Origin of the sequence: Roseateles sp. DB2 (genome assembly GCF_051857535.1) — a bacterium.
Classification (GTDB): Bacteria; Pseudomonadota; Gammaproteobacteria; order Burkholderiales; family Burkholderiaceae_C; genus Roseateles_B.
The window spans coordinates 141605-163847 of record NZ_JBPZGY010000002.1 but is presented as its reverse complement, the minus strand read 5'-3'; the positions used below and the strand labels follow the sequence as shown (position 1 = coordinate 163847).

The following is a 22243-nucleotide window of genomic DNA, read 5'->3' as shown; positions in this document are numbered from 1 at the left end:
GGAGACTCAGTCCTTGCGGGCGTGGGCGGCGCGCAGTTCGGCAGCAAAGCTGGGCATGCTGTCTTCGTACTGGGCAGCCAGGGCCAGCAGTTCGCGCTCTTCGCGAGCCTTCTTGGCGGCAGCCAACTGGGCCTGGACCTTGGCGATCAGGCTCAGCCACAGGCGGGCGCCGATGGCAGCGAAGGAGCCCCCATGACGAACGGTGCGATGCAGGGGCAGACCGAAGGTTTGGGTGGCGACGCTCATGATTTCACTTCCTTGTGGGTGTTGCGGGCACCAGGGTGTGGTGCGATGGGGTGAATTCTGGGGTAAACCCTAGACATTCTCCAAATGAATTGTTTGCATTTGCTCTATAAACATCATTCATATGAGTTTCCGCAACCTGGACCTCAACCTGCTGCGCGTGTTTGACGCCGTCATGGCCGAGCGCAACCTCACCCGGGCCGCCGAGCGCCTGGCCATGACACAGCCGGCGGTGAGCCATGCGCTGAAGCGACTGCGGGAGTCGCTGGGCGAGGAGCTTTTCGTCCGCCAAGCCTTCGGCATGAAGCCGACTTCACGCGCCGAGGGCTTGTGGCCTGAGGTACGGCAGGCCCTGGACAGGCTGCGCGCCGTGCTGGATCCGCGCGAGTACGAGCCCGCCACCGAGGACGCTACCTTCCAGATCGCCATGGCCGACGCCACCGCCGCCCTGGTACTGCCTCCGCTGGTGGCTGACCTGGAGGCCCAGCAGGCCCGCGCCCGCGTCCATGTGCTGCCGCTGACCACGCGCGACCCGCGCAGCCTGCTGGAGCAGGGCGAGGCCGACTTCGCCTTGGGCTATTTCCCGCAGGCCGTCGCCGCCCTGCAGAGTCAGGGTCAGTTGGCCGCCATCCGCCAGCACCGCCTGTACGAGAGCCAGTACGTCTGCGTGATGCGACGCGACCACCCGCTGGCGCAGGCCCCGCTGGACCTGGAAACCTACTGCGCCGCCCACCACCTGCTGGTGAGTTTTTCCGGCCGCCCGCATGGCTTCGTCGACGAGTCCCTGGCAGCCGTCGGGCGCAGCCGGCGCATCGTGCTCACGGTCAACCAGTTCTTCACGGCCGGGCGCGTGGTGGCCCAGTCCGACCTGCTGACGGTGCTGCCCGCCCGCTTCGTCAGCGCCACGGGCTACAAGAGCGAGCTGATCGAGCGGCCCCTGCCCTTTGCCCTCGCGCCGGTGCATGTGGACATGCTCTGGCACATGCGCAATGAGGACCGTCCGCCCCAGCGCTGGCTCAGGGAGCGCCTGCTGCTGGCCGCAGCGCTGGCAGCCGCCTGAGCTTTCGGCGTCGACGATCAGCGACAATCGCCGGATGAGCAAGATCGCCGACCTGAACGACGCCGAGTTCGCCGAACTCGATGAACTGCTGGCCACCACGCCCGCGCCCCTGCAAGCCCTGGATGCCTCCATGCTGGACGGCTACCTCTGCGGCGTGCTGGTCCAGCCCCGCCTGATCGAGGTCGAGGAATGGCTGCCGCCCATCTTCGACTACGACGGAGGCGAGCTGCCTGCAGACACCGACCCGACCTGGCTGGCGCGCATCCAGGAGCTGGTGCTGCGCCGCCATGGCGCCCTGAACCGCAGCCTGGCCGAGCACGGCTGGTTCGACCCGGTCGTGCTGGACCTGGATGCCGAGGCCGCCGCCGCCGCTGAATCCGGCGAGCAGCCCGAAGCCGACGCAGCCGACGACGAGCAGCTCTCGCCCATCACCCGCACCCTGCTGCCCTGGGTCGCCGGCTTCCAGCATGCCGCCCTGTGCTTCCCCGAGCTGAGCGAACTGGACGACGAAGGCGTGATGAACGCCATGGCGCGCCTGTACCGCCACCTGCCGGCCGAGTCGGCGGAGGAGAAGGAAATCGTCGCCACCCTGGACCGGGAGCACCCGCTCAAGGACATCGACGACGCCATCGAGGACCTGGTGGTCAATGTGGCCGATCTCTACGACCTCACCACGGACCTGCGCTACAAGGTCGAGGCCGTGCGCCGCGACACGCCCAAGGTGGGACGCAACGATCCCTGCCCCTGCGGCTCGGGTCGCAAATACAAGCAGTGCCACGGCGCCAACTGAGCACCGAAAGCCGGCTCCGCCGCCGGCCGCCTTTGCTGTCATGAAACTGCAGATCCTCTCGGACCTTCACATGGAGACCGAGGCCTTCGACCCCCAACCGGCGTCCGGCGCCGAGCTGTTGGTCCTGGCCGGCGACGTCGACAGCAGTTGGCGCGGCCTGTCGGCCTTTGCGGGCTGGCCGGTGCCCGTGCTCTTCGTGCCAGGCAACCATGAGTACGACCAGCGCGAGATCCGCGACACCGGCCCGGCCCTGCGCCGCGAATGCGAACGCCTGGGCCTGCGCATGCTGGACGACGAGGTCTTCGTGCTGGACGACGCTGCAGGTCGCCGCATCCGCTTCCTGGGCTCCACGCGATGGAGCGACTTCGACGTCTTCGGCAGCGCCCAGCGCGAACGCGCCATGCGCGCCGCAGGCTATTTCCAGCGGGTCATGGCGGCCCGCCTGGACGGCCAGGCCTTCGACGCCGATGCCGTGCGCCGCCTGGGCCTGGAGAACCGCGCCTGGCTGGAGCGGACACTGCCCGTGACCGGCGGAGAGGCAATGGATGCAACCGTGGTCATCACCCACTTCGCCCCCAGCCTCAAGAGCGCTGATCCGCGCTACGGAAAGCAGCCCGGCACGGCCAGCTTCTGCAATGACGACGAGGCGCTGATGCCCGGTGTGCAACTTTGGATCCACGGACACCTGCATTGCCGCCACGACTACCGCGTGAGCCACGCCCTGGGCCAGACCCGCGTGATCTGCAATGCACGTGGGCATGGCCGCAAGGGCGAGGCGGCGGACTACGACCCGCTGCGCTGCGTCGAGGTCTGACCGCCCATGCCGCAAGCCGCGGCGCTTGAGATGTGTCAATCCGCGACCCCTGGTCTGTGCCAGACTGCGGCCTGTACCCCCATCCACATGACGCCTACGCAGGCGGGGAGATATGGCATGAAGATCCTGGTCGCCGTTGACGGCAGTTCCTTTACCAAGCGCATGCTGGCCTACCTGGTCGCGCACGATGAATGGCTGGGCAATGCCCACCAGTACACCGTGCTGCATGCCGTGCCAGCTGTGCCGCCGCGCGCTGCCGCCGTGCTGGACAAGGCTGTGCTCAAGTCCTACTACGACGATGAGGCCGAGAAAGTACTCAAGACCGTCCGCACCTTCTTCGACAAGCAGAAAGTGCGCGCCGAGTTCGTCAGCAAGGTCGGCCCGGCCGCGGAGGTCATCAGCGCTGCCGCCAACAAGGGCAAGTACGACCTGCTGCTGATGGGTTCCCACGGCCACGGCACCCTGGGCAACCTTGTGCTGGGATCGGTGGCCACCAAAGTCATGAGCCAGACCGAGGTGCCGGTCCTGCTGGTGCGCTGAGGGGCTTGGGACTGCAGCGCATGCCGGCTCCAGGCCGGCCCCACCTGACACTGGCGAGACTCACGCGACCGACACCAAGGCCTTCATCAAGGCCTGCATCAACGGAAGGCTTGGCCGAGGGCCGGCGCGGGTCCGGCTGGACGCTAGGCGCGGCGATGCAACCAAGCCAGTGGCGACTCCCCGCCATTCACCGCTGTGCTCTGGGATGACTCCAGCGTCTGGTAGTCGCTGGTGCGCCGAAATGAATCAGCCTCGTCTTCGAGGGTGACCTCGAGACCAAAGGCCGTGCCCATGTCCGCCGGGTCCTGGGCCGGGCGATTGCTGGGCTGACGGCGGAAGAATCGCAGTGCGGCGGCAGGGGCAAATCGCATGGTGGACCTCGTCTGGCAGCTGAGCGCAAAAGGCCGGAAGGCCCGATTCCATCGCACATTGCGCTGGATCACGCAGGGTTCCAGTGTGCGCGTCCCAGCGCCCGCAGATATCCCTAAATTGGGTGGAAAACGACAGGCAGTTGGCAAAAACTCACGCGCTTGCAAAGTGATGCAAACGCATGTCTTTGCGGCCATGGCCATCCGTGCAATCCCGGTGGGGCGTGCCGGGCTTTTCCATGAATGCCCGCACCCATCAGGCTTTGAGCCGCGGGCGGCACGGCGCACGCGTCCTCTGCGCACTGACGCTGCTGACGCAACGCTGGCACAGCCTCGCCCCTTGGGACCGCATGCCACCAGGCCCCCCCTGACCCAGGGATAGGCGGGGGGCCATCAGCCTGCGGGCTTAGGCCGTGGCCCGAGGTGCTGCACGCCGCCGCCCTTGCCGCAGTACCACCCCTCCTGGCTGCACGGAGCGCCTAGGCTGCGGCGCGGCGTCTGGCCGGCGATGCCTTGAGCGCGCCCTTGGCCCCCGCACTGAGCGCAAGGCCCACCTGGTCCAGCAAGGCCACCCGGCCAGGGGCCGGAGCGGCCTCGCTGACCAGCTTCCATTGGTGCCAGTAAAGGGTCAGGTCGACGCTCACTTCAGGCCGGAGCTGCTGCAACTGTCGTTTGCGCACCAGCTCCCGCACCTGCAACTCCGGCACCACCGCAATGCCCCAGCCCATGCAGGCCGCGCGCACGATGGCGTCACTGGAGGGCACATAGCGCTCCTTGAGCCGCGGATGCCGCACCCCGAAGGCCTGGCTGATCCACTGGACCTGGTTGTCGTCCTTGCGGTTGAAAACGAGGAAGGGCAACTGGGAGAAATTCGCCTCATTGAGCCCGCCAGGCAGCTGCCGGGCGACGAAATCCGGGCTTGCCACCGCCACATAGGACATCACCCCCAGCGGCTGGACCACACATCCCCGCAAGGCCTGCTTGACGGTGCTGACGCAGCCCAGCACCTCGCCCTGGCGCAGCCAGTCATGGGTGAAGTCCTGGTCGTCAACGATCAGCTCCAGGCCGAAGCCCTCGCGCAGGCCTTGCTGCACCAGGCCATCCAGGGCCGGCAGCACCCAGGTCGCCAGACTGTCGGCATTGACGGCAATGGGCAGGCGCTCATGCGGCGTCACCTGACTTCCGAGCTCGCGGGCGACGTCGGTGCGCAAGGCCTGGAGCTGGCGCGCGAAGCGCAGCAGCACCTTGCCCGGCTCGGTCAGCCGCAAAGGCCGGGAGCGCACCACCAGCAGTTGGCCGACTTGCGCCTCCAGGCTGCGCAGGCGTTGGGATACAGCGCTCTGGGTCACGCTCAGGCGCTGGGCGGCACGCTCGAAGCTGCGCTCGTCCGCCAGGGCGGCGAGGCAGTCCAATCCGGCGGAATCCAGGTCTTTCATAAGTGCAATTAATGTAGCGCGAGAAATATGAATGGCGCTTCTTGATCTCCGTCAGGCTGCCGACAATGCGCCAGCCGTGTCGGGCCTCACGCCCGCGCCGGTTTCCAGCCCTCTTCCCCCTTCAATTCGGTCGCACAAGCGTCGATCATTCGGGAATCCCGCCAAAGGGCTTCCCACGCAGGAGCAGTACAGATGAAAGTCGTCGTTCTGGGTGCAGGCATCATCGGCGTCGCCACCGCCTGGTATCTGCTGGAGGAGGGCCATGAGGTGGTGGTGGTCGACCGGCAGGACGACGCGTCCATGGAGACCAGCTTCGCCAACGGCGCCCAGATCTCCGTGAGCTTCTGCGAACCCTGGGCCAATGCCGGCGCCCCTTTCAAGGTCGCCAAGTGGCTGCTGCGCGATGATTCGCCTCTGCTGTTCCGCCCGCGCCTGGAAGTCGCCCAGTGGCGCTGGGGCCTGAGCTTCCTGACCCAGTGCACCAATGCCGCCTTCGAGCGCAATGTGGAACAGCTGGTGCGCCTGGGTCGCTACAGCCATGAGTCGCTGAAGTCCCTGGTCGCGCAGACGGGCATCGAGTACGAACGCCTGGAACGCGGCATCCTGCACTTCTTCTCCAGCCAGGCCGACTTCGATGCCGGCGCCGCCGCTGCCGAGGTGATGCGGACCCATGGCGTGGACCGTCGCGTGTTGAGCCGGGACGAGGTGCTCAAGGTCGAGCCCGCCCTGCGAGCCTTCGGCAACAACATCTTCGGCGGGACCTTCACGCCCAGCGACGAATCGGGCGACGCCCGTGTCTTCACCCAGAAGCTGGCCCAGGCCTGCGAGGCTCGTGGCGCCACCTTCCTGTATGGCCATGACATCCTGGCCCTGCAGCGCGAAGGCCACTCCATCAGCGGCGTGCAGATCGCGAATGTGCGCAGCGGCCAGAAGACCGTGCTCAAGGGCGACGCCTTCGTGGCCGCCATGGCCTCCTACACGCCGCAACTGCTCAAGCCGCTGGGCGAATTCCTCAACATCTATCCCGCCAAGGGCTACTCGGCCACCCTGCGCCTGAAGAAGCCCGAGCAGGCCAGCGTGGTCAGCCTGCTGGATGACACGCGCAAGATCGCCATCTCGCGGCTGGGCGACTACGTGCGCATCGCGGGTACGGCCGAGCTGGTCGGCATGGACACCAGCCTGGACACGCCCACCTCGCGCGTTCGCTGTGACGCCCTGGTCAAGCGCTACGAGGAGCTCTTCCCCGGCGTGGCCGACCTCGGCGAGCGCAACTACTGGACCGGCCTGCGGCCCAGCACCCCGACCAACATCCCCTACATCGGCCGATCAAAGAAGGCCTCCAATCTGTGGCTCAACGCTGGCCATGGCACGCTGGGCTGGACCCATGGCGCCGGCTCGGGCCGTGCGGTTGCCGAGCTGCTGAGCGGCAAGCGCCCTGCCCTGGACGGCTTCGGCTTCTACGGCGACGCCCTGCCGGCCGCCCCCGTGCGGCGTATGGCCACCGCCTGAGCGATGGCGCCGGCCTGGCCGCCGGCACAGCGCCGCCGCAGCGGCATGACTACAATCCGCGCCCCTCTTCTGCATTTCTGGGCGCTGCTGTCATGTCTGCTTCCCCCTGCGCCACCGGCTTTTGCGCCGTCGACTTCGGCACCTCCAACTCCGCCATCGCCGTCCCCGGGCCGGCGGGCGACATGCGACTGGTGGAACTCGAGCCCGGACGGCTCACCATGCCCACAGCCGTCTTCTACTTCGCCGAGGGTCGCCACGATGCCGACGGCCCGCCTCGCGCTTTCGGCCGGGCCGCGCTGGCCGCCTATGTGGAAGGGTCGGACGGGCGGCTGATGCGCTCCATGAAGAGCATCCTGGGTTCGCCCCTGATCGACCAGACCACGGACGTCGGGGGCGGTCGCGGTGTGAAGTACTTCGACATGCTGGCCGGTTACCTGAAGCGCCTCAAGCGCCAGGCCGAGCTCACCGCCGGCCACGCCATCGACCGCGTGGTGCTGGGCCGCCCGGTGTTCTTCGTCGACGGCGAGCCTGCGCGGGATGCTGCCGCCCAGGCCTCGCTGGAAGCTGCCGCCCGTGCCGTGGGTTTCACCGACATTCACTTCCAGTTCGAGCCCATCGCCGCGGCCTTCGACTACGAACGCCAGGCGCCCGCCGAGCAATTGGTCCTGGTGGCCGACATCGGCGGTGGCACCTCGGACTTCTCCGTGGTACGGGTCGGCCCCGAGCGCATGGCGCGCCTGGACCGTCGCGAGGACATCCTGGCCAACCACGGCGTCCACATCGCCGGCACCGACTTCGACCGCCACGTGGAACTGGCCGCCATCCTGCCGGAATTCGGCTATCGCAGCATGGGGCCGGCCAAGCCGGGCCAGACGCCTCGAGAGGTGCCCAGCGGCGTCTATTTCGACCTGGCCACCTGGCACCTGATCAACACCGTCTACAGCCCGCAGCGGGTGGCCGAGCTGCGCAGCATGCGAAGCTTCTACGGCGACACCCGCCACCACGACCGTCTCATGACCGTGCTGGAGGACCGCCTGGGCCACGAGCTGGCAGGGCGCGCGGAGGACGCCAAGATCGCCGTCGCAGCGGGCGGGGAGGTCGCGGTGGACCTGGGCCTGATCGAGTCCGGCCTGGCCGTCGGCTTCAGCGCCGAGGGCGCACAGCAGGCCCTGGGCCGGGACATCGAGCGCATCGCCGAGGCCGGCCGCGAGACGGTGGCCCTGGCGGGCCTGACGCTGGAGCAGATCGACGCGCTCTACTTCACCGGCGGCTCCACCGGCCTCCTGCCTCTGGCCGAGCGCATCACCGCCGACTACCCCCGCGCCCGGCGCATCCAGGGCGACGCCTTCGCGTCGGTGGCCAGTGGCCTGGGACTGCATGCCGCACGCCTGTTCAAGGCCCAGACCTGACCCCATGTCGGCCGGCGGTCGTCCCTGCTAGATTCCAGGGCTTTGCTGCCTCAGGCGCCCATGCAGACTGCCTTCCTACGTGATCTGGCCCCGTCCTGTCCCGACGAGATCGAGCGGGTCGCCGAAGGCATGCGCCAGACCCTGATTGAGGTAGAGGGCGAGGCCCGCGGCGCCGCGATGTACACCCAGGACTGGCTGCGCGCCCGGATACGCTGGCATCTGGACCCGGCGCAGACACAGGCTCGTGTCGTGCTGGCCGTGGGAGCGCAGGGGCAGATCCTGGGCCACACCATCTTCCGGATCGAAAGGCCCGACGAAACGCGCATCGGGCTCATCTCCACCACCTACATCTGGCCGGCATATCGCCGTGCAGGGCTGGCAAGCCGCCTGCTGGCCTGCGCCGAAGACTGGTTCCGCGAGCAGCGGCTCACGCGTTGCTGCACCTGGACCTCCGCCACCAACCGGCCGCTGATCGCACTGTATGGCCGCCATGGCTACCAGCAGACCGACCAGGGCCCCAACGACCTGACCGACACGCTGATGATCCAGCTGTCCAAGCCTCTCCTCCCCACGGACTCATCGACGCCATGACGCCTGAACACCGCCCTTCACTGGCTCCCCTGTACCTGGCCCCGTGCCTGACCCTCGGCCTGGCTATCGGCGCACTGCTTCCCCTGCCGGCCAACGCTGACGAGGCCTCGGGCACCGCAACGGCCAGCGCGGTGACCCGCTACCAGCAGCCCAGCCAGGCCATGCGAGCCGTGCTGGACGCGCCGGGACTGCCCGCCCACAGCCTCTCGCCCGACCAGAAGACTCTGGCCGTGCTGCGCAGCCAGCGCTACCGCCAGGTGGCCGACCTCGCACGGCCAGCGCTCAGGCTGGCCGGCATGCGTATCGACCCCGCGGCCCATGCGCCCCTGCTCAGCGTGCCCGCTCTGGAGTCCCTGGTCCTGCGTCCGCTGGAGGGAGGGGTCGAACGCGCCGTGCCCCTGCCGCCCGGCGGCGGCTTTCATCACCTGCGCTGGTCCCCCGACAGCCGGCACTTCCTGCTGAACCGCCGGACATCCGGCGGCGTGGAGCTGTGGCTGGGCCAGACCGCCACCGGGCAACTGAAGCAACTGCCAGGCCTGAAGCTCAACACCGTGCTGGAGCAGGATGTCGCCTGGCAGGGCCCGGACACGCTGCTGGTGCTGGCGGTGCCGCCCAAGCTGGGCCCGGCGCCGCGCTTCGAGGCCCCGGACGGCCCCACGGTGCAGGAGTCCCTGGGCCGGCAATCGCCCGAGCGCACGCTGCAGGACCTGCTGCGCAACGCTCAGGATGAGCTGGTGTTTGCCCACTACGCCCGCTCGCAGTTGACGCGGGTGAATCTCAGGACTGGTCAGCTGCAGGCCCTGGGCGAAGCCGGGCTGTTCGCTGCCATCCAGGCCGTGGGCACGCAGGGTCAGGTCTTGACCGAGCGCCTGCGCCAGCCCTTCAGCTACCAGGTCACCTGGCAGGACTTCGGCCGCGACGTCGAATTGCGTGATGCCGAGGGCCGCGTGCTGCGCGCACTGGCGCCGGTTTCGCTGAAGAAAGACGTGCCGGTGGACGGCGTGATCACCGGCCCGCGCCACTACACCAGCTCCCCTGGTACCGATGCCGCGCTGTACTGGACCGAGGCCCTGGACGGCGGCGATCCGCGCCGAAAGGCCGAACACCGGGATCGCCTGATGCGCCTGGCCGCGCCCTACACAGGCGAGCCGCAGGAGCTGCATCGCAGCGTGGGCCGGGTGTCGATGCTGGAGTTCCTCGAGGGTGGCAGACAGGCCTTGGTGGCCGATGTGGACCGCGAGCGCCAGTGGCTGCGCCTGAACCTGCTGGACCTCGGCGCCACGCCACCCCAGGCACGCCTGCTCAGCGAGCGCTCGCTGCGAGACCGCTACAAGGACATCGGCCAGCCCCTGCGCCGCGTGCAGGCCAATGGCCGTCAGGCCCTGCGCGTTGACGAGGGTGCGATGTGGCTGGTCGGTGCAGGCGCCAGCCCCGAGGGCGAGCGCCCCTTCCTGGACCGCATCCATCTGGCTGACGGCCGGCTGCAGCGGCTCTACCGCGCCGGTGGCAGCCATTACGAGCGGCCGATGGCAGTGCTGGACGCCAAGGCCGAGCGCGTGCTGTTCAGCCGTGAAAGCGCCACCGAAGTCCCGCAACTGGTGCTGCGCAGCGGTCCGGAGCTTGCGCAGATGCAGGCCATCACGCGCTACACCGATCCGGCCCCTCAACTGCGCGACATCCAGCGCGAGCTGGTGAAGTTCAAGCGTGCCGATGGCGTGGAGCTCTCCTTCTGGCTCTACAAGCCGCCCGGCTACCAGGCCGGCGAGCGGCGCCCGGCCTTTGTCTGGGCCTACCCGCTGGAATTCACGGATGCCTCCGTGGCGGGCCAGGTCAGCGGATCCGGCAATCGCTTCACCAGCTTCGGCGGAAGCAGCCCCCTGATGCTGCTCCTGGACGGCTACGTGGTACTGATGGACGCCACCATGCCCGTGGTGGGCGATCCCAAGACCGTCAACGACAGTTTCATCGCCCAGATCACCAGCAATGCGCAGGCCATCATCGACAAGGCCGCTGAGCTGGGCGTGAGTTCACGCTCGCACATGGTGGTGGGCGGCCACAGTTATGGCGCCTTCATGACCGCCAACCTGCTGGCACACACCGACCTCTTCAAGGCCGGCATTGCCCGCAGCGGGGCCTACAACCGCTCGTTGACGCCCTTCGGATTCCAGAGCGAGCAGCGCACCTACTGGGAGGCGCAGGACGTCTACCAGAAGCTCTCGCCCTTCAACTACGCCGACAAGCTCAAGGAACCGCTGCTGCTGATCCATGGCGACAGCGACGACAACCCCGGTACCTTCCCCATCCAGAGCCAACGCCTGTACCAGGCCCTCTCCGGCACGGGCGGCCACGTGCGCTTCGTGTCCCTGCCCCACGAGGGCCATGGCTACACTGCGCGCGAGTCCATCGGCCACACGCTTTGGGAAATGAGCCAGTGGATGAAGCGCCAGGTGGGCGAGGGCAAGGCGCTGGACTGAGCCCGGGCGTGCCGCTCAGTGGCGACGCGGCGGGCCCCCGCGACCACCGGGGCCGGGTCGGCGCGGCGCGGACGGGCGCCCCGCAGGCTGGGTGCTCTTGAGCGGGCGCGTCACGTCGGCCAGCAGCAGGCTGGCCCGCACGAGGCATTCCACGGCCTCGGCCACGTCAACGGGCGGCTCCAGGGATTCGATTTCCTCGATCAACTCGTCGGCGTCTTCCAGGTCATCCGGGTCGAGGTGCATGTAGAGCTGTGCGAGCGGCTCCAGCAGCTCGGAGGCCTCTTCCTCCATCAGCGCCGGGAAATGCTCCGAGGCCAGGGCGAAGCCGGCCACCCAGGCGTAGACGACCTCGGCGGGCTCGGCATCCTCGTCCAGTTCGAAGACCCAGGGATCGAACCACTGGCGTTCCGAGATGGCCGCATTGAGCTCGCGATGACGCCGCCGCACCAGGGCGAAGAGCGCCTCGCCATCGAAGCTGCGAGGAGGCTGGCGGCCATCCGCATCGAGCACAAAGGGCGCCCAGTCGGCAAAGGGCACCGGCCGGGGTTGCAGCAGCACGCCCACGAGGTAGCCGTCCAGCATGCTGATGTCCAGCGGCTCCAGCGGCGCGGGCACGGCGTCCAGCAGATCCTGCAGACGTTCCATGTCCTGCTCGGACAGCGGCTCATCGGGCCGGGCGCGGGCAGCGACGGCGGGACGCTTGACGGCTCCCTCCGGACTTGCCGGAGCCGCCCGTGCAGGGGCGCCTGGCTTGCGCCCCGCCTGGGCAGCTGAAGCGGAGGGCCCGCCTGCGCCCGCCGGGCGTCGCGGCCTCGGGCTGCCCGTGGCGGCGGGGTGGGAGGCAGAAGGCTTGCGCGGCTTGGAGGTACTCATCCGTTCATTATCCGGCGCATGTCAGCCCGCGAGGACTTTGCCCCCTGCGCCCACAGAAGCTCCCCCGGACACCGCACAATCGCAGCGCCGCTGCTGCGGCTGCCTACCTTCATCCACCCACTTCATCACGACCTGCACCATTCCATGAGCGCCACTGCCCAGCCCGCACGCCATTTCCTGTTCCTGACGGCCAGCACCCGCGTCGCCGGCGTCACCGGCAATACCGAGATCCTGGCCCGCGCCGCCGCCGCACATCTGCCCGCCGGGGCCGAGCAGCAATGGCTGCGACTGGCCGACCACGTACTGCCGCCCTTCGTCGACCACCGCCATGACATCGGCAGCTATCCCATGCCGGAAGGCGCCGGTCGCATCCTGCTGGACGCAACGCTGAAAGCCACAGACCTGGTGCTGGTCGCGCCGGTCTACTGGTACAGCCTGCCGGCCAATGTAAAGCTCTACCTGGACCACTTCAGCGCCTGGATGCGCGTGCCCGGCCTGGATTTCAAGGCCCGCATGGCCGGCCGCCGCCTGTGGCTGGTCACCACCAGCGGCGACCGCGCCAAGGCCCAGCCCATGATGGACAGCACGCGTCTGTGCGCCGAATTCCTGGGCATGCAGTGGATGGGCGCCCTGTGGGGCCTGGGTGGTGCCCCTGAGTCCATCCGCGCCGACGAAGCGGCGCTGGCGCAGGCCAAGCGCTGGTTTGAGGGGGTTTGAAACATCTACTTGCCAATAAAGGGGCTCATCCCACTAAGTAGGGATAGCGAGCCCTCAGGGCCAACCCTAGAGTTGCACCCATGCCGGCCCCAGGGCCAGCACGGATCCCAACGACGTCCTTACCCAAGGACTTATCCGCCCGAGCACGCAAGTGCTTGGGCGTTTTTTTTGCCCCCTCCGAGGCGTGCAACTCATTCGAAGCCAGGGAGAAGACGCTGCCGCAGATGCTCGACCAGCAGGCGCACCGGCTGTGCCGTGTGGCCGCTCCAGGGGTGGATGGCATAGATGGCATCGCCAAAGAAGTCCACGGGCCGCCAGGCTGGCAGCACCGGCTCCAACTGGCCCTGGCGCAGGGCGTCGCGGGCGCTGAAGTCCGGCAACAAGGCCAGCCCCAGGCCGGCCAGAGCGGCTTCGCGCAGCACCTCGCTGTTGCCGGCACGCAGGGGGCCCTGGACTGGCACGCGCACCCGCTCCACGGCCTCCCCCTTTCCTCGGGCGAAGAACCACTGCGCCGCCCCGGGCCGCAGATAGGGCAGGCAGGCATGGGCAGCCAGCTCTGCAGGATGCTGGGGCCGCCCGGCACGCGCCAGGTAGGCCGGACTGCCCACCAGCAACGCTTGCGAGGCGCAGAGCTTGAAAGCCACATGCGTATCCGGCGGCCGGCTGGTGTGGCGGATGGCGAGATCGAAGCCCTCCTGAGCGAGGGCGGCCAGGCGATCGGACAGGTCCAGCTCGATCCGGATCTCCGGATAGCGTTCGAAGAAGGACGGCAAGGCCGGCGCGATGTGCTGGCGGCCCAGGGCCATGGGTGCGGTGACCCGCAGCAGGCCGCGCGGCGTGCCGGCGGCCTCGCGGGCCTCACTGAGGCTGCGACTGAGCAGTTGCAGGCCGGGTTCGGCCTGCTCGACCAGGCGGCGGCCTGCCTCGCTGAGCCGCACCGAGCGCGTGCTGCGCTGGACCAGTTGCTGCCCCAGCTGCCGCTCCAGCTCAGCGATCCGCTGGCTCACCGCGGCCTTGGACAGGCCCAGGCGCTGGGCCGCCTGCGTGAAGCTGCCCAGCCGGGCCACGGCCACCAGGGCCTGGAGCTGCACCCACTGCTGCTCCTCGCGAACCGGGGCGCGGGCTGCGGGAGACGTGCGGGAGGAGTTCGTCATGGTGTGCCGGAAGGTGAAACGCTACAGCCCCTCGTGCGAGGCCTGATTGTTCATATTACTGAACAATGAAGTCAGTCCATTGGCCTAGGCAGTCAGGGGACCGCTCCCTAGACTGGCTGCATCCCTGCCGGTCCCTCGCCGGCTTCCCCATCGCCCTGGAGGCAAGCCTCATGAACCCCCCCGCCTACACCGACGCCCGCGAGCTGGGCCACTTCATCAACGGCCAGCGCGTGGCCGCCCGCGGCGACCGCCGACAGCCGGTCTACAACCCCGCCACCGGCGCCATTGCCCGGCAGCTGCAGCTGGGCACGGCCGAGGACGTGCAGACCGCGGTGGCCGCCGCGCAGGCCGCCTTTCCTGCCTGGGCCGATACGCCCCCGCTGCGCCGGGCCCGGGTGATGTTCAAGTTCCTGGATCTGCTGCACCGCCATCACGACACCCTGGCCGCCATGATCACCGCCGAGCACGGCAAGGTCTTCAGCGACGCACAGGGCGAGGTGGCCCGCGGCATCGACGTCGTCGAGTTCGCCTGCGGCATCCCGCAATTGCTCAAGGGCGACTACACCGAACAGGTCTCCAACGGCATAGACAACTGGACACTGCGCCAGCCCCTGGGCGTGGTCGCCGGCATCACGCCATTCAATTTCCCGTTCATGGTGCCCATGTGGATGGCCCCTGTCGCCCTGGCCTGCGGCAATGCCTTCATCCTCAAGCCCAGCGAGCGGGATCCCTCGCCCAGCCTGTTCGTGGGTGAACTGCTGAAGGAAGCCGGCCTGCCGGACGGACTCTTCAACGTGGTCCAGGGCGACAAGACGGTGGTGGATGCCCTGCTGCATCACCCGGACGTCAAGGCGCTGAGCTTCGTCGGCTCCACGCCCATCGCCCAGTACATCTACCAGACCGGCGCTTCGCAGGGCAAGCGCGTGCAGGCCCTGGGCGGCGCCAAAAACCACATGGTGGTGATGCCCGACGCCGACATCGACCAAGCCGTGGACGCCCTGGTGGGCGCGGCCTACGGCTCGGCGGGTGAACGCTGCATGGCCATCTCGGTGGCGGTGCTGGTGGGTGAGGCCGCCGACCGCCTCATGCCCCGCCTGGCCGAGCGCGCGCGCAGCCTGGTCATCCGCAATGGCATGGACCCGGCCGCAGAAATGGGCCCCATCGTGACCCGCGAGGCCCGCGAACGCATCGAGAACTACATCGCCCAGGGTGTCGCAGAGGGCGCTCAGCTGGTGGTGGACGGCCGCGGTCACCAAGTGGCCGGCCATGAAGGCGGCTTCTTTACCGGAGGCACCCTGTTCGACCATGTCACGCCCAGCATGCGCATCTACCGCGAGGAGATCTTCGGCCCCGTGCTGGCATGCGTGCGGGTGCCCGATTTCGCCACAGCCGTGGACCTGATCAATGCGCACGAGTTCGGCAACGGCGTCGCCTGCTTCACCAGTGACGGCAACGCGGCCCGGGAATTCGCGCGCCGCATCCAGGTGGGCATGGTGGGCATCAACGTCCCCATCCCGGTCCCCATGGCCTGGCATGGCTTCGGCGGCTGGAAGAAGAGCCTGTTCGGCGACATGCATGCCTACGGCGAGGAGGGCGTGCGCTTCTACACCAAGCAGAAGAGCGTCATGCAACGCTGGCCCGCCAGCACGCCCAAGGGTGCTGAATTCATGATGCCCACGCATCGCTGACACCTGCCGTCTCCTTGTGTCGGGCTGTCACGTGGGTGACAGAGCAGGGCAAGCATCTGCCGGCGGCACCGTAAACGTGATGTCAGCACGCGGGCATGGCGCCGGTTTCGGCTACGCTAGCCGGCTTCGCTTCATTGCTGTTGAAGCCGACGCCGAGATGCCCATCGCCCTCACCGACCGCCTGACCCAGTGCCTCAACGAGGCGCGCGACGCCCAGCACGAGGCCACGCTGGAGCTGGGCCTTGCACGCGCAGCCGAGGCCTGGTCCCACGCCCGACAGCTGGGCTTCCTGAGCGAGCAAATCGAGGCCGGGCGCCTGCGCGTGTACTTCCATTACCGGCGCGGCGAGCTGCAGGAAATGCTCGAGCTCTCGCAAGAGGTGCAGACACTCATGCGGCCTCTGGGGGCCTGCGCCCAGCTGTGCGAGCTGCTGCGCTGGACCAGCCTGGCCGCATCCGAGCTGGGCGATTTCGAGACCGGCCTCAATTGCGCCAACGAAGGCCATGAGCTGGCATGCGAACTGGGCGACAAGCGCGTGCTCGCCGCCGCGCTCAATGCCCTGGGAGCCTGCTTTGAACGCATGGGCGATCCCTGGCAGGCCGAGCGTCTGATGAACGAGGCGGCCGCACTGGTGCGGGACGAGGCCACGGCCTACGAACGCGTCATCACCCTCAACAACCTCTGCACCACGGCCCTGGGCGAGTACCACCTGATGCGCGACAGCGGCCATGAGAAGGCCTGCCTCGAAGCCCTGCAGCGCGCCCTGCATTACGGTCGCGAGGTGCGCCCCCATGCCCGGCAGCTGGGTGAGCTCTACGCCCTGGCCCTGACCGACAGCAATCTCGGCGAAGTCCTGCTGCTGATGGGCGAGTTGGGCGAGGCCGAGCCTTATCTGCGGGCAGCCCTCGCGCAGGCTCAGGCCCGGCAGTTCGATGCCCTGGCTGGCCGCGTGCATTGCAATCTGGCCGAGCTGGCCCTGGCGCAGGACGACCTCGGCCGAGCCTGGACCCATGTGCTGGCCGTGCAGGACGAGACCACCGTACTGTTCAACAGCTACCAGGCCCTTCGCCTGCACCGCGTGGCCTACCGTTGCGCCAAGGCGGAAGGCAATCTGGATGAAGCCCTGCATCACCTGGAGGCCTTCCAGCGCCTGGAGCGCAGACGCAGCGTGGCCCAGTTGATGGCACAGTCCCGCTTCTTCGTCAGCCGTCTCGAGGCCGAACAGGCCCGGGCTGCGGCCGATCAGGCGCACCGCAAGGTCGATGCCCTGACCGCCCGCACCCAGGAGCTGGAGGCCCATGTGCAGCGCGACCCCCTGACAGGCCTGGGCAACCGCCGCTTCCTGGAGGCGCGCATGCCGTCCCTGATCCAGGACTGCGAGCAGCAGCAGCGCCCGCTGACCCTGGCTCTGATCGACGCCGACCACTTCAAGCAGATCAACGACCAGCACGGTCACGCCGTCGGCGACGCCGTGCTGCAGCAGCTGGCCCAGTTGCTGCGCGAGAACACGCGCGGCAGCGACCTGCTGCTGCGCTACGGCGGCGAGGAGTTCCTGGCCGTGCTGCCGGACACCGTGGCAGATCGGGCCTTCGAGGTCTGCGAGCGGCTGCGCCAGAGCGTGGAAGCCCACGACTGGCAAGACCTGTCCCCTGGACTGATGGTGACGTTGAGCATTGGCCTGGCCAGCGCCCCACCCTACTCCACCGACCTGCTCATCAGCCGTGCCGACGCCGCCATGTACCGCGCCAAGCATCTGGGCCGCAACCGCGTCGCCTTGGCCTGATCGCCAGACCGGGCCGGCACCTCATTCGCGCGACTGCACCAGGTTGCGCCCCTGCTGCTTGGCTTGGTAGAGGCCTTGGTCGGCCCGCAGCAGCACGGCGTCGGGGCCTGCATCCCCCGGCATGACCTCGGCAATGCCGAAGCTGGCGGTCAGCCGGTGTTGGTCCAGGCCCCACAGCAGGGGCTGGGCTTCGAGATTGGCACGCATGCGCTCCGCCACCAGCGCCGCGCCGGCAAGGCCGGTGTCGCAGAGCAGGGCCAGAAACTCCTCGCCGCCCCAGCGGCCCAGGGCATCGGCATCGCGGACGCAGGGCTTGAGTGCTGCGACCAGGCCCTTGAGTGCCTGGTCCCCAGCACCATGGCCCAGGGAATCGTTGAGCGCCTTGAAATGATCCATGTCCAGCAGCACCAGGGCGTAGGGCTCGCCGCGTCGCCAGCGTGCATGGGCCTGCTCGAGGGCCCGCCCCATGGCGCGGCGGTTCAGCACATCGGTCAGGGGATCGAACATCGTCAGCTTGCGGATGCGCAGGATGAGCTGCACCAGCACCAGAAAGGCCACCACCGAGTTGACCACCATGCCCAGCACCAGGCCCGCCCACAGCCAGACCACGTTGAATCCGCTGCCGGCGCGAAGGTCCGGCGTGTTGCCGGGCCACAGCAGGGGTTCGACGGCACGGGCCGCCAGCAACAGAGCCAGCGTCCCCAGGGGCAGGCTCAGGGCCAGCGCGAAGGATGGGCGGGTGCGGCTGCGGACCAGACGGTAGGCCTGCCAGGTGGCCAGTCCCAGCAGAGGCGCCTGGAGGCAGTACAGCACCGGCGCGTGCCAGCCCATGGGCCATCCCATTGCGAAGCCCGGCATCAGCAGCAAGGCCAGCACGCCAAGGGCCAGCGACGGCCACCAGAGGGGGCGCTCGTCTCCCAGCCAGGCCGGCACCAGGCTCAGCAAGACGAAGGAGGCCGTGCCCGCGAGGTCGGCCGCGTAAACGGTCAGCCAGGGCCGTTCCAGCTCGCCGCGCAGGCCGCTGAGCAGCAGGGCGGCCGCGAGCAGCACATTGGCCGCCGCCATGCCCTTGGATGCCCGGGTCTGCAGCTTCAGGCCAAAGGCAAAGACCAGCCACAGCAGACTGGCGATCAGCAGAACCAGGACTGTGGCGGCCAGCAGGGTCTGCGCGCTGACGCTCAGCATGACGCGCCCTCCGCTGCCGGTGCCAGGCAGACACGGTTGCGGCCCTGAGCCTTGGCCTGGTACATGGCCCGATCCGCGGCTTCCACCAACGCATCACCAAGCCGACCAGGCGCTGACAACGCCAGGCCCAGGCTGGCGGTCAGCGGCCAATGGCGGCCCTGCCAACTCCAGACGCTGGAGGCCAGCGCAGCGCGCAGGCGCTCGGCCAGGGCCTGAGCGCCCGCCAGAGGGGTGTCCGGCAACAGCAGCGCGAACTCCTCGCCGCCGTAGCGTGCGGCGCAGTCCTGCTCGCGCAGCGAGGCCTGCAGCAGGCGCGCCACATGGCGCAGGGCGGCATCCCCCGCGGCGTGCCCCAGTTCATCATTGATGCGCTTGAAATGGTCCAGGTCCACCATCAACAGGGCATGGCTGCGGCCGCGCTGGGCGCGCACCTGCTGCCTGGCCAACTGCTCACTGAGTTCACGGCGGTTCCACAGCCCGGTCAGCGGGTCGTGCCGGGTCAGAGACTCGATGCGCTGGATCAGCCGGCTCAGCACCAGGGCGATCAGGCCAGCAGAGATGGACATGGCCAGCACCAGCCAGCCAGCCGCCAGCCCCGCATGCCGCCGCGGATCCTCCAGCAGCCAGCCACCGCCCAGCTCCGGCTGTGTCAGCGCGATGCTGCGCAGCATCAGGAAGCAGCTCATCACCGCGTAGGGAGCCACCAGACCCACGCGCAGCCAGGCGGCCAGGCCCAAGCTGCCTAGCAGCAGATCTCGCCCCGCCAGCAGGCACAGCCCGCCCATGCTCATCAGGGTCAGGCCCGTGGCCATGTCGGCCGGCAGCCCGGACAGCCGGGCGAGATCGGCGAACAAGCCCAAGGCCAGCAGTCCCAGCAGGTCCAGACGCTGCTGACGCAGGCGCAGCAACTGGCGCAGCCCCAGGCTCAGCAGGCCCAGGGCGATGAGGGTGCAGATGCCTGCCAGCGCCTGAAAGGGCCCGGGGCCGGCCAGCAGCGGCGGCAGCATGACGGCCTGCGCACCGGCCAGCATCACGCAGGCCTGGCGGGCGATCCGGAAGGGAAAGGCCAGCAGCATCCAGACGCCCACCGCCAGCGCGCCGAACAGGGCGTTGACCAGGAGCAGGGTGTTGGAGTCCAGTTCGATCATGCGTTGCAGGGCAGGCCGGGGACGAACGCAGGTCCAGTCCGCCCATCTTCCCAGAGATTGGCCCCGCTGATCCTATCCGTTTGAACCCACAATCAGCGCCATGCGCAGAACCATCCTGATCACCGGCGCCAGCCGTGGCATCGGCGCCGCAACGGCACGCCGATGTGCCCAGGCCGGCCATGACGTGGCCCTCAACTACCACCGGGATGGTCCCGCCGTCGCGCGCGTGGCCGAGCAGGTCCGCGCCCTGGGCGGTCAGGCCCTGGTGCTGCAGGCCGACGTGGCCGACCCGGCCCAGGTCCTGGCCATGTTCCAGCGCCTGGATCAGGCAGCCGGTCCGCTGTGGGGCCTGGTCAACAACGCCGGCGTGGTAGCCCCCAAGGCTAGGCTGGACGAGATGGAGCCCGAGCGCTGGCAGCGCGTCTTTGCCGTCAACGTGATGGGCAGCCTGCTGTGCGCCCGCGAGGCGGTGCGGCGCATGAGCCGCTCGCATGGCGGCGCTGGCGGCGCCATCGTCAACCTGTCTTCCCGCGCAGCGCTGCTGGGTTCACCGGGGCTCTATGTGGACTATGCCGCGAGCAAGGCGGCCATCGAGGCCTTCACCGTGGGCCTGGCCCGCGAGGTGGCGGCCGAAGGCGTGCGCGTCAACGGCGTGCGGCCCGGCATCATCGACACCGAGATCCACGCCGACAGCGGCATGAGCGAGGAACTGGCCATCGCTGCAAACGGCATCCCCATGCAGCGCCTGGGCCGCGCAGAGGAGGTGGCGGAAGCCATCGTCTGGCTGCTGTCAGAGGCCGCCAGCTACACCACGGGCACGATGCTGGACGTCACCGGCGGCCGCTGAAGCCCGCCACGCACGCCTTCAGCCTAGCCGGAAGGAACCCACGATGCCCGCCAGCGCCTGCGCCTGCTGGGCCAGGCTGGCCGCGGCCGCCGTGGATTCCTCGACCATGGCCGCGTTCTGCTGCGTGTTGTGATCCAACTGGGTGATGGCGAGATTGACCTGGGCGATGCCGGCACTCTGCTCACGCGTCGCGGTGGAGATGTTGCCCAGCATGGCGGTCACCTGCTGCACCTGATCGACCAGCTCGCTCATGGTTCGCCCTGCCTCGGCCGCCACGATGGCACCACTTTCGACCTGGGCGACGCTGTCCCCGATCAGGGTCTTGATCTCACGGGCCGCCTGCGCGCTGCGCTGGGCCAGGGTCCGCACCTCGCCGGCCACCACAGCAAAGCCGCGCCCCTGCTCGCCGGCCCGTGCCGCCTCCACCGCTGCGTTCAATGCCAGGATGTTGGTCTGAAAGGCGATGCCGTCAATGACGCCGATGATGTCGGCAATCTTCTTGGAACTGCTGTTGATCTGGTCCATGGTGCTGACCACGCGCCCCACGGCCTCCCCGCTGCGCTCTGCAGTGCCCGATGCTTCATGGGCCAGCGCATTGGCCTGCTCGGCGGAGGCGGCGTTGTTCTTCACCGCGGCGGCCATCTCGTCCATCGAAGCGGCCGTTTGCTCCAGGGCCGAGGCCTGCACCTCGGTGCGGGCGCTGAGGTCGTGGCTGGCCTGCGAGATCTCGCCGGAGGCGTCAGAGACCGTCCCGGCGCTGTGGTGGATCTGCTGCACCGTCTCGACAAGGCCGCGCTGCATCTCGCGCATGGCCTGCAGCAGCTGACCGATTTCGTTACGTTCCTGGAGGTCGGAGCGCTGGCTGAGGTCACGCTCGCGGATGGCGCCGGCCAAGCGCAAGGCCTCACCCAAGGGCCGCATGATGGCCGCCACGGTGCGCCATGCCATCACCAATGCGGCCGCCAGGGCCACGGCGAAGATCAGCAGCACGATCAGCACCGAGTGCCGGTAGGTCGCCTGGCTCTGCTGGTATTCCTGCTCGGCCACCTTGAGCTGCTCGTCCACCAGTTCCGACACAGCCCCGGTGAAGGGATCGATGGCGGGATACATCTCCTTGGTGGCGAAAGCCTCCAGCGCCTCGCGGTCCTGTTTGCCCAGCAAGCCACGCAGCTTCGCCGCCGCAAGCTCGGCTGCCCCCTTGAGGGGCTTGGCCTTGGCCAGCAGCACGGCCTCGTTGCCCTCGATCAGCGTGGCGTTGTAGTCGCCCCAGTACTTGGCGATGTCGCGCTCGGCCTCGTCCAGCAGGCGCAGGGCGACGGCCATCTCGACGGTGCCGGCGCGGACCTTGTGCGTGGTGTCCACGATGTTGACCGCGTAGGCATCGGAGACCACCTTGAGCTGCTTGAGCGGCACGACACGGTCCTGATAGACGGTACGCATGCTGTCGTTGACGCGCCCGAGCGCGTAGAGGCTCCAGACACCACTGATGCCCAGCAGGACGATCAGCAGGGCAGAGAACAGGATCAGTCGACCTTTGATGCTGCTGAACTGCATGACAACGCTCCGCGTGCAGTGGACCTGTACCAGCGAATGTAGCCGCAGGATCAGCGCCAG

20 protein-coding genes are annotated in these 22243 nt (G+C 68.6%); 12 read left to right on the top strand and 8 right to left on the bottom strand.

What is annotated here, in order from left to right; all coding sequences use genetic code 11:
- Positions 1-6 precede the first annotated feature (6 nt).
- Entirely contained in the window at positions 7-246 is a 240-nt protein-coding gene (locus ACS5PK_RS03145; protein ID WP_439438824.1) for a hypothetical protein, read from the bottom strand.
- 121 nt (positions 247-367) lie between these two features.
- Here ACS5PK_RS03145 and ACS5PK_RS03140 point away from each other — a divergent pair, with 121 nt between their 5' ends.
- The 4 genes from ACS5PK_RS03140 (at position 368) to ACS5PK_RS03125 (ending at position 3447) form a co-directional block, all read left to right on the top strand.
- The gene (locus tag ACS5PK_RS03140; RefSeq protein WP_439438823.1) at positions 368-1303 is read left to right on the top strand and encodes a LysR family transcriptional regulator; all 936 of its coding nucleotides are present in this window, start codon (positions 368-370) and stop codon (positions 1301-1303) included.
- Positions 1304-1337: 34 nt separating this feature from the next.
- Positions 1338-2093, top strand: a complete 756-nt coding sequence (locus ACS5PK_RS03135; RefSeq protein WP_439438822.1) for a UPF0149 family protein — start codon at positions 1338-1340, stop codon at positions 2091-2093.
- Positions 2094-2133: 40 nt separating this feature from the next.
- Positions 2134-2907: a metallophosphoesterase gene (locus ACS5PK_RS03130; protein WP_439438821.1), complete on the top strand. Its 774-nt coding sequence runs from the start codon at positions 2134-2136 to the stop codon at positions 2905-2907.
- A 117-nt stretch (positions 2908-3024) separates the two neighbouring features.
- Positions 3025-3447 (top strand): universal stress protein, encoded by a 423-nt coding sequence (locus ACS5PK_RS03125; protein ID WP_439438820.1) that lies wholly within the window; start codon positions 3025-3027, stop codon positions 3445-3447.
- 143 nt (positions 3448-3590) lie between these two features.
- Here the strand turns inward: ACS5PK_RS03125 and ACS5PK_RS03120 are convergent, their stop codons facing one another.
- Together ACS5PK_RS03120 and ACS5PK_RS03115 are read right to left on the bottom strand one after the other, a co-directional pair.
- A complete protein-coding gene (locus ACS5PK_RS03120) occupies positions 3591-3818 on the bottom strand; it encodes a hypothetical protein (protein WP_439438819.1) in 228 nt (75 codons plus the stop codon).
- 476 nt (positions 3819-4294) lie between these two features.
- Positions 4295-5251 carry a LysR family transcriptional regulator ArgP gene (locus ACS5PK_RS03115; protein ID WP_439438818.1) on the bottom strand — a complete coding sequence of 319 codons (957 nt, stop codon included), beginning with the start codon at positions 5249-5251 and terminating at the stop codon, positions 4295-4297.
- A 192-nt stretch (positions 5252-5443) separates the two neighbouring features.
- On the opposite strand from ACS5PK_RS03115, the gene ACS5PK_RS03110 reads away from it, so the two are divergent.
- The 4 genes from ACS5PK_RS03110 to ACS5PK_RS03095 all read left to right on the top strand — a co-directional run bounded on the left by ACS5PK_RS03110 (position 5444) and on the right by ACS5PK_RS03095 (position 11234).
- A complete protein-coding gene (locus ACS5PK_RS03110; RefSeq protein ID WP_439438817.1) occupies positions 5444-6760 on the top strand; it encodes a D-amino acid dehydrogenase in 1317 nt (438 codons plus the stop codon).
- 92 nt (positions 6761-6852) lie between these two features.
- On the top strand, positions 6853-8169 hold the full coding sequence (locus ACS5PK_RS03105; protein WP_439438816.1) for an Hsp70 family protein: 1317 nt from the start codon (positions 6853-6855) through the stop codon (positions 8167-8169).
- A 60-nt stretch (positions 8170-8229) separates the two neighbouring features.
- Positions 8230-8760, top strand: a complete 531-nt coding sequence (locus ACS5PK_RS03100) for a GNAT family N-acetyltransferase (protein WP_439438815.1) — start codon at positions 8230-8232, stop codon at positions 8758-8760.
- Positions 8757-11234 carry a prolyl oligopeptidase family serine peptidase gene (locus ACS5PK_RS03095; RefSeq protein WP_439438814.1) on the top strand — a complete coding sequence of 826 codons (2478 nt, stop codon included), beginning with the start codon at positions 8757-8759 and terminating at the stop codon, positions 11232-11234. The genes ACS5PK_RS03100 and ACS5PK_RS03095 overlap by 4 nt, the downstream gene beginning before the upstream one ends.
- Before the next feature lie 15 nt (positions 11235-11249).
- Here ACS5PK_RS03095 and ACS5PK_RS03090 read toward each other — a convergent pair whose 3' ends face one another.
- On the bottom strand, positions 11250-11879 hold the full coding sequence (locus ACS5PK_RS03090; protein WP_439438813.1) for a YecA family protein: 630 nt from the start codon (positions 11877-11879) through the stop codon (positions 11250-11252).
- A gap of 372 nt (positions 11880-12251) precedes the next feature.
- Here ACS5PK_RS03090 and ACS5PK_RS03085 point away from each other — a divergent pair, with 372 nt between their 5' ends.
- Positions 12252-12824: a flavodoxin family protein gene (locus ACS5PK_RS03085; protein ID WP_439438812.1), complete on the top strand. Its 573-nt coding sequence runs from the start codon at positions 12252-12254 to the stop codon at positions 12822-12824.
- A 191-nt stretch (positions 12825-13015) separates the two neighbouring features.
- On the opposite strand, the gene ACS5PK_RS03080 is transcribed toward ACS5PK_RS03085, so the two are convergent.
- Complete coding sequence (locus ACS5PK_RS03080; RefSeq protein ID WP_439438811.1) at positions 13016-13978, bottom strand: LysR family transcriptional regulator; 963 nt, start codon at positions 13976-13978, stop codon at positions 13016-13018.
- A 170-nt stretch (positions 13979-14148) separates the two neighbouring features.
- On the opposite strand from ACS5PK_RS03080, the gene ACS5PK_RS03075 reads away from it, so the two are divergent.
- Together ACS5PK_RS03075 and ACS5PK_RS03070 are read left to right on the top strand one after the other, a co-directional pair.
- Positions 14149-15666, top strand: a complete 1518-nt coding sequence (locus ACS5PK_RS03075) for a CoA-acylating methylmalonate-semialdehyde dehydrogenase (RefSeq protein WP_439438810.1) — start codon at positions 14149-14151, stop codon at positions 15664-15666.
- 157 nt (positions 15667-15823) lie between these two features.
- Entirely contained in the window at positions 15824-17449 is a 1626-nt protein-coding gene (locus ACS5PK_RS03070) for a diguanylate cyclase (protein ID WP_439438809.1), read from the top strand.
- Between the two features lie 21 nt (positions 17450-17470).
- On the opposite strand, the gene ACS5PK_RS03065 is transcribed toward ACS5PK_RS03070, so the two are convergent.
- A complete protein-coding gene (locus ACS5PK_RS03065) occupies positions 17471-18634 on the bottom strand; it encodes a GGDEF domain-containing protein (protein ID WP_439438808.1) in 1164 nt (387 codons plus the stop codon).
- Positions 18628-19782 (bottom strand): diguanylate cyclase, encoded by a 1155-nt coding sequence (locus ACS5PK_RS03060; protein WP_439438807.1) that lies wholly within the window; start codon positions 19780-19782, stop codon positions 18628-18630. Before ACS5PK_RS03060 ends, ACS5PK_RS03065 begins: the two co-directional genes overlap by 7 nt.
- Positions 19783-19882: 100 nt before the next feature.
- Between ACS5PK_RS03060 and ACS5PK_RS03055 the strand changes: the two genes are divergently transcribed.
- The gene (locus ACS5PK_RS03055; RefSeq protein WP_439438806.1) at positions 19883-20629 is read left to right on the top strand and encodes an SDR family oxidoreductase; all 747 of its coding nucleotides are present in this window, start codon (positions 19883-19885) and stop codon (positions 20627-20629) included.
- An 18-nt stretch (positions 20630-20647) separates the two neighbouring features.
- On the opposite strand, the gene ACS5PK_RS03050 is transcribed toward ACS5PK_RS03055, so the two are convergent.
- Positions 20648-22183, bottom strand: a complete 1536-nt coding sequence (locus ACS5PK_RS03050; protein ID WP_439438805.1) for a methyl-accepting chemotaxis protein — start codon at positions 22181-22183, stop codon at positions 20648-20650.
- Positions 22184-22243: the final 60 nt, after the last annotated feature.

Coding starts and splice junctions, on each gene's coding strand:
- ACS5PK_RS03145 (WP_439438824.1), bottom strand. CDS start 246: ATGAGCGTCGCCACCCAAACCTTCGGTCTGCCCCTGCATCGCACCGTT.
- ACS5PK_RS03140 (WP_439438823.1), top strand. CDS start 368: ATGAGTTTCCGCAACCTGGACCTCAACCTGCTGCGCGTGTTTGACGCC.
- ACS5PK_RS03135 (WP_439438822.1), top strand. CDS start 1,338: ATGAGCAAGATCGCCGACCTGAACGACGCCGAGTTCGCCGAACTCGAT.
- ACS5PK_RS03130 (WP_439438821.1), top strand. CDS start 2,134: ATGAAACTGCAGATCCTCTCGGACCTTCACATGGAGACCGAGGCCTTC.
- ACS5PK_RS03125 (WP_439438820.1), top strand. CDS start 3,025: ATGAAGATCCTGGTCGCCGTTGACGGCAGTTCCTTTACCAAGCGCATG.
- ACS5PK_RS03120 (WP_439438819.1), bottom strand. CDS start 3,818: ATGCGATTTGCCCCTGCCGCCGCACTGCGATTCTTCCGCCGTCAGCCC.
- ACS5PK_RS03115 (WP_439438818.1), bottom strand. CDS start 5,251: ATGAAAGACCTGGATTCCGCCGGATTGGACTGCCTCGCCGCCCTGGCG.
- ACS5PK_RS03110 (WP_439438817.1), top strand. CDS start 5,444: ATGAAAGTCGTCGTTCTGGGTGCAGGCATCATCGGCGTCGCCACCGCC.
- ACS5PK_RS03105 (WP_439438816.1), top strand. CDS start 6,853: ATGTCTGCTTCCCCCTGCGCCACCGGCTTTTGCGCCGTCGACTTCGGC.
- ACS5PK_RS03100 (WP_439438815.1), top strand. CDS start 8,230: ATGCAGACTGCCTTCCTACGTGATCTGGCCCCGTCCTGTCCCGACGAG.
- ACS5PK_RS03095 (WP_439438814.1), top strand. CDS start 8,757: ATGACGCCTGAACACCGCCCTTCACTGGCTCCCCTGTACCTGGCCCCG.
- ACS5PK_RS03090 (WP_439438813.1), bottom strand. CDS start 11,879: ATGGAACGTCTGCAGGATCTGCTGGACGCCGTGCCCGCGCCGCTGGAG.
- ACS5PK_RS03085 (WP_439438812.1), top strand. CDS start 12,252: ATGAGCGCCACTGCCCAGCCCGCACGCCATTTCCTGTTCCTGACGGCC.
- ACS5PK_RS03080 (WP_439438811.1), bottom strand. CDS start 13,978: ATGACGAACTCCTCCCGCACGTCTCCCGCAGCCCGCGCCCCGGTTCGC.
- ACS5PK_RS03075 (WP_439438810.1), top strand. CDS start 14,149: ATGAACCCCCCCGCCTACACCGACGCCCGCGAGCTGGGCCACTTCATC.
- ACS5PK_RS03070 (WP_439438809.1), top strand. CDS start 15,824: ATGCCCATCGCCCTCACCGACCGCCTGACCCAGTGCCTCAACGAGGCG.
- ACS5PK_RS03065 (WP_439438808.1), bottom strand. CDS start 18,634: ATGCTGAGCGTCAGCGCGCAGACCCTGCTGGCCGCCACAGTCCTGGTT.
- ACS5PK_RS03060 (WP_439438807.1), bottom strand. CDS start 19,782: ATGATCGAACTGGACTCCAACACCCTGCTCCTGGTCAACGCCCTGTTC.
- ACS5PK_RS03055 (WP_439438806.1), top strand. CDS start 19,883: ATGCGCAGAACCATCCTGATCACCGGCGCCAGCCGTGGCATCGGCGCC.
- ACS5PK_RS03050 (WP_439438805.1), bottom strand. CDS start 22,183: ATGCAGTTCAGCAGCATCAAAGGTCGACTGATCCTGTTCTCTGCCCTG.